7 protein-coding genes are annotated in these 7171 nt (G+C 70.1%); 1 reads left to right on the top strand and 6 read right to left on the bottom strand.

What is annotated here, in order from left to right:
• A partial coding sequence (locus tag ALMP_RS06055) for a hypothetical protein (protein ID WP_264925178.1) occupies positions 1 to 257 on the top strand: 257 nt, incomplete at its 5' end.
• Positions 258 to 1280: 1023 nt separating this feature from the next.
• On the opposite strand, the gene ALMP_RS06050 is transcribed toward ALMP_RS06055, so the two are convergent.
• From ALMP_RS06050 to ALMP_RS06025, 6 genes are all read right to left on the bottom strand, one after another.
• A complete protein-coding gene (locus tag ALMP_RS06050; protein WP_264925177.1) occupies positions 1281 to 2267 on the bottom strand; it encodes an IS66 family transposase in 987 nt (328 codons plus the stop codon).
• Complete coding sequence (locus ALMP_RS06045; protein WP_264925176.1) at positions 2239 to 2592, bottom strand: hypothetical protein; 354 nt, start codon at positions 2590 to 2592, stop codon at positions 2239 to 2241. Before ALMP_RS06045 ends, ALMP_RS06050 begins: the two co-directional genes overlap by 29 nt.
• Before the next feature lie 62 nt (positions 2593 to 2654).
• A complete protein-coding gene (locus ALMP_RS06040) occupies positions 2655 to 3164 on the bottom strand; it encodes a hypothetical protein (RefSeq protein ID WP_264925174.1) in 510 nt (169 codons plus the stop codon).
• Positions 3165 to 3248: 84 nt separating this feature from the next.
• Positions 3249 to 3968, bottom strand: coding sequence for a VWA domain-containing protein (locus tag ALMP_RS06035; RefSeq protein WP_264925173.1), 720 nt, complete (start codon positions 3966 to 3968; stop codon positions 3249 to 3251).
• 141 nt (positions 3969 to 4109) lie between these two features.
• Positions 4110 to 4490 (bottom strand): SsgA family sporulation/cell division regulator, encoded by a 381-nt coding sequence (locus ALMP_RS06030; RefSeq protein ID WP_264925172.1) that lies wholly within the window; start codon positions 4488 to 4490, stop codon positions 4110 to 4112.
• Between the two features lie 340 nt (positions 4491 to 4830).
• A complete protein-coding gene (locus tag ALMP_RS06025) occupies positions 4831 to 7140 on the bottom strand; it encodes a hypothetical protein (protein WP_264925171.1) in 2310 nt (769 codons plus the stop codon).
• Between the last annotated feature and the right edge of the window lie 31 nt (positions 7141 to 7171).

Below are 7171 nucleotides of genomic sequence, written 5' to 3'. Positions count from 1 at the left end.
CCGCCCCCGAAACCGAAACCCCGGAGGTTCACACCGTGAAGAAGTTCGGAGCCATCCCTCGCGCTCCGTGGCCTCGCTGGGCCCTCCTGTGGGGCGCGCCATGCGTCGCCGTCGCCTTGGGCTCTATCGGCACCGGCCTCATGGTCGGCGCGCGTTCCGCCATCGGCACCGCCCTCGTGATCGTCGGCGCCGTCGGCGCCCTGTTCGCCTTCGTGCTCACCATGCCCCGGCGCACCGACAGCCACGAGCCGGGGTGATTTCTCCCCGCGCCTTCGCCCCCCTGGCCGCTCACCCCGAGCGGCCATTAGTATTTCCAATTGCACAATCGCCGCTCGCGGGCCTCCGCCCGCACCCCGGCCGCCCCGGCCGCCCGCATCGCCCCTGGCCACCGTGGCAAGCCCCGTGGGGCCGGCCGCCGTCGAGCCACCCGCCAGAACCCAACGCACCGCCGCAGCCAGTCGCACCCCCTCCAGCCTCACCCTGTCCGATGCCGCGCCTGTCGTCTCCACCGCTCGCTGGTCTCTGTGTTCGTCCTTCGCTCGTCGTCCGTTCTCCGTGTGTGCTCTCCTCCGCTGCTCTCCTCTCCTCTGTTCTGCTCCTCTGCTCCTATTCCTCCTCAACCGCCGGCCTCTGGTCCCCCTTCGCACGTGCTGATGCTTGGCCAACTAGCCCTGTAGGGAAGTAGTCGGCGTGCTTGGCGGCTCGGAATTCACGCCCTGAGCTGGAGTTTTGCACCTGTCGACTCATGTCTGCGGTGGAACCCAGGGTGACACCTAGGACGTGACCCGGGGCATGACCTAGGGCGCGACCCAGGATGTGACTCAGGGCGCGACCTGGCCATTGCCTGCCAGAACGATGCGCTGCGCCTCCCCGGCAACGAGCCGGGAGGCGCGGCACGATGGGCCGCCGCCACGGTGGAGTCCTCTCCCGATCACCGCGGAAGCAGGGGCAGGGGCGGAAGGGTGCCCGCCGGCAGCCGCCGTTCGGCGTCGCCCGGCCCCGGCCGCAGCTCCCACGCAGACCTGCGTACGGCGCCGGGAACCACAGCGTCCTGCCAGGGCGAATTCTCCCCACCGGGTCGGCGTGAGGCAGGGAGGTGAGATCACCCCTCGTCGGAGGTGAGCCGGGGTGATCTCACCTCCCTACCCCGTACAGAGGGGTGTTCTCTCCCCCGTCAGAAGCCGAGGCGGAATCACCCCCAGGCGCGCCGGTGCCCTGACCGTCCTCCGGCGGAAGGGGGAGACGGAGGTGATTCCGCCCCCCAGGACTCGTGACCGTGCTCAGGCCGGCAGGTCCGCGGGCGCCAGACACCCGCAGAGGTGGCGCTCACCCCGGCTGTACGTGAAGCCATGGCCGTGGCAGTCGGAACAGTCCGGGTCGTGCGCCTGCGGTGCGCCCGCGGTGCAGTCGACGGGTTCGGCCCAGACAGGCACGAAGATGCCGTCGCCCTGGTCGTCCCAGGTAAGGGTGGTCATGACAACTGCCGTCCCGCCGCAGCCGCCGGGGCAGTCCGGCTCGTGGGACCGTTCGCTGTCGTCGGGGTGCTCGTCGAGGTAGGTTTCCAGCAGGTACTGGCGCGCCTTTTCGTCGCTCGTGCGTGGACGGCCGTCGCTTTCGCGCACGAGGTGGCCGGCACGCGCGGCGGCCTGCGCGGCGGCGCGGTCGGCAGGCGCAAGCGCCGCGGCACACCAAAGCAGCAGGCCCCGTGCGATGTGGTGCGCGCGCACCTGGGCGGCCGTCTGGAGGGAGTCGCCGCGCCGTCGGCACTCCCTGGCCACGGTGTACGTCCAGAGCATGGTGCGGATGAGCCGCGACTCCGTCGGGCAGTACAAGGGCATGTCCACCCGCTCGGGGGCCGGGTTGTGCACTGCCGTCCGTCCGGCCGCCGGCTGCGGCATGACGTCGGTGCGGCCGTGCACGGCTGCGTAGTTGGTGCGCAGGTAGTCGATTCCGGACCGGGGAGTGGTGGGCAGGTGGACGCCGTCGTGGGCGAGGAGGTTGGTTCCGAGCCCGCGTGCCGCCTCGTGAACGTCCCAGTCGTGGGCGCCGCGCAGTGCGAAGACGTCGTACAGCGCGCCGAGGTGAATGAGGTGGGCGCGTTGGGTCCGGTGGACCTGGTCGTCGCGGAAGGTTCCCGGGTGCTCAAAGATGGTGTCGCGCTGCGCATGGGCCCAGCAGGCCTCGAGGATCATGCGTTGGACGGAGGCCTGCTCGTGGGCGTACGCAGCGACGGTGTGCTCAGGCAGTGGTGGCAGGGAGGCGGTCACGGGTGTCCTTCCTGGTCGGTGGGCGGTGGTGGTGTGCGGGGATGAGCGCGGTGCAGTCCGTGATCGTGACGCCGTCGAGGTGTCCGAGGTCGTCGTAGGTCAGCTCGACTTCGAGTTGCCCGTGCTCCGTGAGCGGCTTTCGGCACAGGTCGCAGGGCACGCGGGCGAATGCGCCGACCGGGTGTGCGGCGAGCTGGCGGACGTGCCTGCGCTCCAGGACGAGTTGGGCGGGCCGGCCGTGCGGGGCGGAGCGATTCCCGTGCGCGAGGTGAAGAAGTGCCTCGGCGGGGTTGAACGTGGCTGGTCGTTGCGGGCGGGTCATCATGAGCTCCTGTGCCGTCGGAAACGCCCGGGGCCCGGCATTGCCGGGCCCCGGGCGGTCGAAGTTCAGAAGTGGTCGCCGATGTCGACGCTGTTGTACTCCTCGCGCGAGACGGTCTCCCAGTCGGTCTCCTTGCCGTCCTGCAGCTTCAGCTCCCACTTCGCGGGCTTCTTGTATCCCTTGAAGACGCGCACGGTGGTGGTGCCGCACGATGCGGAGGGGCCGCCCTTGTCGGGCGTGCGGACGCCCGGCGTCGAGCGCGGCGGGTTCTTCGAGGTGTCGGTGCGCGGCGGCTGCGGTGCGTCCGGCTGGCCATCGCTCGTGTCGGCGGGCGGCTTGGGCTTGGGCCCCGGATTGGCGAGCGTGGTCCGGAGCATCTGGGTGCGGGTGGACCGGCAGGGGGCCGGCCGCTCGACCTGCTCGTAGACGGGGTCCTGGGCGGCCCGGCTGCGCTTGTCGATGACCTTGCCGCGGTCGAGGTCGGTGTCGGAGTCCTCGCATCCGGCGAGGGTGAGAGCTGCGGTGGTGACGATGGTCGCGGTCGCGATGACCGACCACACAGCGGCGGAGCGCACGATGTGTCCCTGGGTGTGGTGGCGTTGGGTACGGCAGGGGCGAGCGGGCGGTCGAACGACGGTCGAGCGACCGCCCGTCGCGTGTCAGGCCCGGGGAAGGCCCGAGACCAGGCGGTTGTAAAGCTCGGCGTTCGACAGGGCCAGCGGGTCGGAGCCGACGGCGCTGACGCCGGTGTTGCCCGGGAGACCGGAGAGGACGCCGAACGCTTCCGCTTCGCCGAACGGGACGAACTGCCAGCGCACGTTCTCGCCCTGCGTGGACCGGAGGAAGTCCCTGGTCGCAGGCGCGTCCTGCGGGGCGCCGTCGGTCTGGAACACGACGAAGGCCGGCGTGCCCCTCTTGTAGGCACGGGAGGCGCGGTAGTGGGCGAGCACGGCCTCCATGGCCGGGCGGTAGCGCGTTCCCCCCATGCTTCCCAGGGAGTTGTGCAGCTGCCCGATGCGGCCCTGGTGGGCGCCGAGCTTGACGTCGACGAGAGCCTGCGGACGCCGGAACAGGCCGCCTCGCGCGATGGTGTGCATCTCGGTGGAGAAGAAGCCGACCGGGACCTTGCCGTCGTCGTCCAGGTGCGCGGACAGGCTGAGGATCTGGTCGCTCAGCCGCTGGACCGAGCCGTCGTTGAAGAAGTCCGTCATCGAGAGGGAGCGGTCGATCACGAGATAGACGGCGGCACGGCCGCCGAGGCGGTCGCTCTCGCGGAGACTGGTCTCGGCGTCCTTGTACATGTCGATGAGGTCGGGCGCGGTGCCGGCGACCTTGTCGAGGCTGATGGCCGAGGTCTTCTGAAGGGAGTGGGTGGCCACGAGATTGCTCCTTGGCGGGGTGGTACCGGCGAGTGGGTCATGCATAGAGGTGTGCTGCGCGCGGGCCGTGTGACAGGAGGCGTGGGATTCTTTGCGCCGGGCCCGGGGCTGTGTGCCCCGGGCCGTGCTCGGCTTTCGCTGTCAGTTGGGCAGAAGTTCGTCGAGGAGGCTGTCGATGTCGACGGCCTTGGACTCCTGGCCTGCGGCGACAGCCTCGTAGGTCTTGGCGAGCCACTCCTTGATGGGGGCTGCCATCCCTTCGAGGCGTGCGTATCCGTCGGGGGTTTCCAGTTCGATGCTGATGCTGCGGTCCTGAAGCGGGCCAACCGGGGTGATCTTCACATCGCCGAGCCCGGCGGGTGTCGTGATGCCCTGGGCGAGCAGCTCCCGGGCGAACGTCCATCGCACGACCTCGTCGGGCGTGACGTCGAAGGAGAACTGCACCGCGTAGGGGTCGGTGTCCTTGTAGTACAGCCGCACGGGGACCGGCACACGTGTGTCCGGGTCAGCCACGAGCGTCATGTGAGTCTTCAGTTCCAGGCCGGGAAAGCCCATGGGTGATTCCTGTTCTTCGGCGGCGGGAGGCGCACGGCGAGGCGGGCGGCGGAAGGCAACGCCCAACCGATATCCAAACAGTACAACTATATTTCCAATTAAGCAACATCCCAATATGGGTCCGCTGATCAACGACCTCTGCCCCGGCAGTCGAGAAGCGCAGCAGGCCCGGGGGGCGGATCTTGATCGACTGAACGGTCTGCGCAGGTCGCCATCGGTTTCCGATCGCCACAGCGACCGATCCGATCGGCTGCCCTGAGCCGATCGCGACCGGTCGGGATCCGATGCCGGCCGATCAGCGGGCCATTCATGACAGGGCCTCGATCGCCTCCTTGAGGGCGGACAAGTAGAGGCCGCGGGGCGAGCCGTCCAGCTCCCGGATCCGCTCGGAGGACAGGTCAACCTGCGAGGCGTCCAGTTCGCGGCGTAGGGCCTTGCCGAGTTCGCGGAGCCGGTCGATGTCGCTCTTGTCGTCCCAGCGCCCCCAGCGGTCGGCGTCGTGTCGCCGCAGATGGGAGTGCAGCTGGTCGTAGGTGAGATAGGCCGGATCATGCTCCAGCGTGAACGCCTCCCGCAGGATGCGGACGATGCCGGGCAGGGGCTCGGCGCCGCCCTGTTCGGCGGCAGCGGTGCCGGAGTCCAGGAGTTCCAGGAGCTCGTGCCACGCGTCGAGCAGTCCTGCCTCGTCGAGGGTGAAGGTCAGGTCCGGCCGGCCTGCGGCCGCACGCTCGGCTCCGATCCTGGCCGCGTACTGCGCGGTGACTTCCCGCACCTGGTAGCGGACCGGGCGGTCGGGCATACCAGGCAGGCCCTGCGCGTACAGCTGGCCCGCATCGTTGACCTCGGTGTGGGTGGCTGCCCGCAGGAGATCTGCGCGGTACCCCTCGGCGATTGCTCCCCCGCCCAGCAGTTCCGTGACGTCCACGCGCCGGCAGGCCCCCAGCAGCTTGCCGGACAGCTTCGGGCCGATGGCCTCGCCGAGCCAGTCCCGGGTGCCGAACTGGCTCCCGCCGATCACCCAGATCGCTTCCTTGCGCCCGAGCAGGAGCAGTCGGATCAGCAGGGTCTTCGCCTGGGCCGACAGCTGCGCCCACTCATCGACGAACACGACGATGGCCGGGTGCTCGGGCGAGACGCGCCATTTGTTGCCCCAGCCGTAGCGGGCGCGCTGCCGGGCGCGGGCCGGGCACAAGGTGAGGAGGAGGAACTTCAGGGTTGCGACGATCTTCTCATCGTCCATGCAGGCGTCGAGCGTGATCGCCTCGCCGAGGTCCCCGACGCCGGTGCCGACCGGGTCGAGGTTGAAGGCGACCGCGTCCTTGCAGGCCGTGACGACCTCGGCCATGGCCAGCATGACGCCTGACTTGCCGGCGCCGGAGTCGGCGACCATCAACAGCATCAGCCCTGCGAGGGCGAAGGCGAGCGGCTTGGCGTCCATGGAGACGCCGTAGTCAGCTGGGTCGAGGATCGACATCGACAGCGGCGCCCGGTACGGGACGTCGCCGACCAGTTCCGGGCTGAACGGCGAGCGTTGCATCATGCGGACCGTGCAGGCCTCGCCGGCGTCTGGGTCACCCTCGATCAGCAGGCCGTTACGACGCAGTCTGAGCAGGGTGATCAGTCCCTTATAGGTGTCGTCCTTGTTCAGGTCGTCAGGGGTGCCGGTCTTGAATGAGACGCGGGCGGACCAACCCCACGGCTCCTGGGTGACGTCGGTGACCTGGTCGACGTCCTGCCCTTCGTGCAGCAGGGCGCGGCGGAGGGCTTCGCCGGCCTCGCCAGGGGTGGTGGCCTGCGCGATCGGGAAGGGGGTGAGGTCTTCCTCGGTCTCGTCGGCCGGTGCGCTGCCGGGGGTCTCGGGTGCCTTCAGGGCAGGAAGGTCCAGTTCGGGCAGCAGCAGGTCCTCGGGGACGGGTCGCTCGGCGAGTTCGAGCGGATGGTGGGTCAGCCACCAACCGGCGGCGGCAAGCACCGGGGCCGCGGCCAGCAGCGTGGAGGGGATGCTGGCCGCCACGAGCCCTGCGACGCCCAGGACGGGCAGCAGGGCGCTGAAGCGGCCGAGCGCCATCAGGGAGCGGGCCCGGCGGATCTGCTCCGGGGTGGGCTGCTCGGGAGCGAAGGGCACCGACTGCAGTGCGTCCAGGCCGTTTCGGCGGCGCCTGAGCTCGCGGCTCAGGTCACGGATCGCCTGCTTCTCGGCCGCCTCCAGACCGTACGCCGCGGCGTCCTCGAGCCTGCGCTGGAGCTTCTTCTCCAGGCGGTGGACTGCGGTGAGGGCCTCCTCGCGGCGGGCGCGGTCGGCTTCCAGGGGCCTGTTGACGATCCTGCGGCGGATCTCGTCGTCGGACATGTAGCCCACGCGCAGCCAATGCCGTGCCGCGGACAGGGCGTTCCGCTGGCCTGGGAGGATCTGGCCGGCGATGGCGGCCGCGGCGGTGCGGGCGCAGTGGGCCACCCGCCGGGCGGCGGTCCACGATCGTGGGACGCGCTCATCGGCCGGTGGGTCCTGCGTCTCGCGTTGAGGGCCGGGCTCGTCCTCGTCGACGATCTCGGCGAATACGAGCTCGCCGTAGGGGGCCAGTTCGGTGCTGTCCGCAGGGTCGTGGGGGTGTTGCATGGGGTACAGGGCTCCTCGCCGAGGGCGGAGG

It is taken from the genome of Streptomyces sp. A012304 (genome assembly GCF_026008495.1).
In the GTDB taxonomy this organism is placed as follows: domain Bacteria; phylum Actinomycetota; class Actinomycetes; order Streptomycetales; family Streptomycetaceae; genus Streptomyces.
Note: the sequence above shows the minus strand (reverse complement) of the source record. Positions and strands in the feature narration are given on the sequence as shown.

Excerpts from the sequence above, each read along its gene's own strand:
- ALMP_RS06045 (WP_264925176.1), bottom strand. The coding sequence starts at position 2,592 with ATGATGACCCGCCCGCAACGACCAGCCACGTTCAACCCCGCCGAGGCA.
- ALMP_RS06030 (WP_264925172.1), bottom strand. The coding sequence starts at position 4,490 with ATGACGCTCGTGGCTGACCCGGACACACGTGTGCCGGTCCCCGTGCGG.
- ALMP_RS06025 (WP_264925171.1), bottom strand. The coding sequence starts at position 7,140 with ATGCAACACCCCCACGACCCTGCGGACAGCACCGAACTGGCCCCCTAC.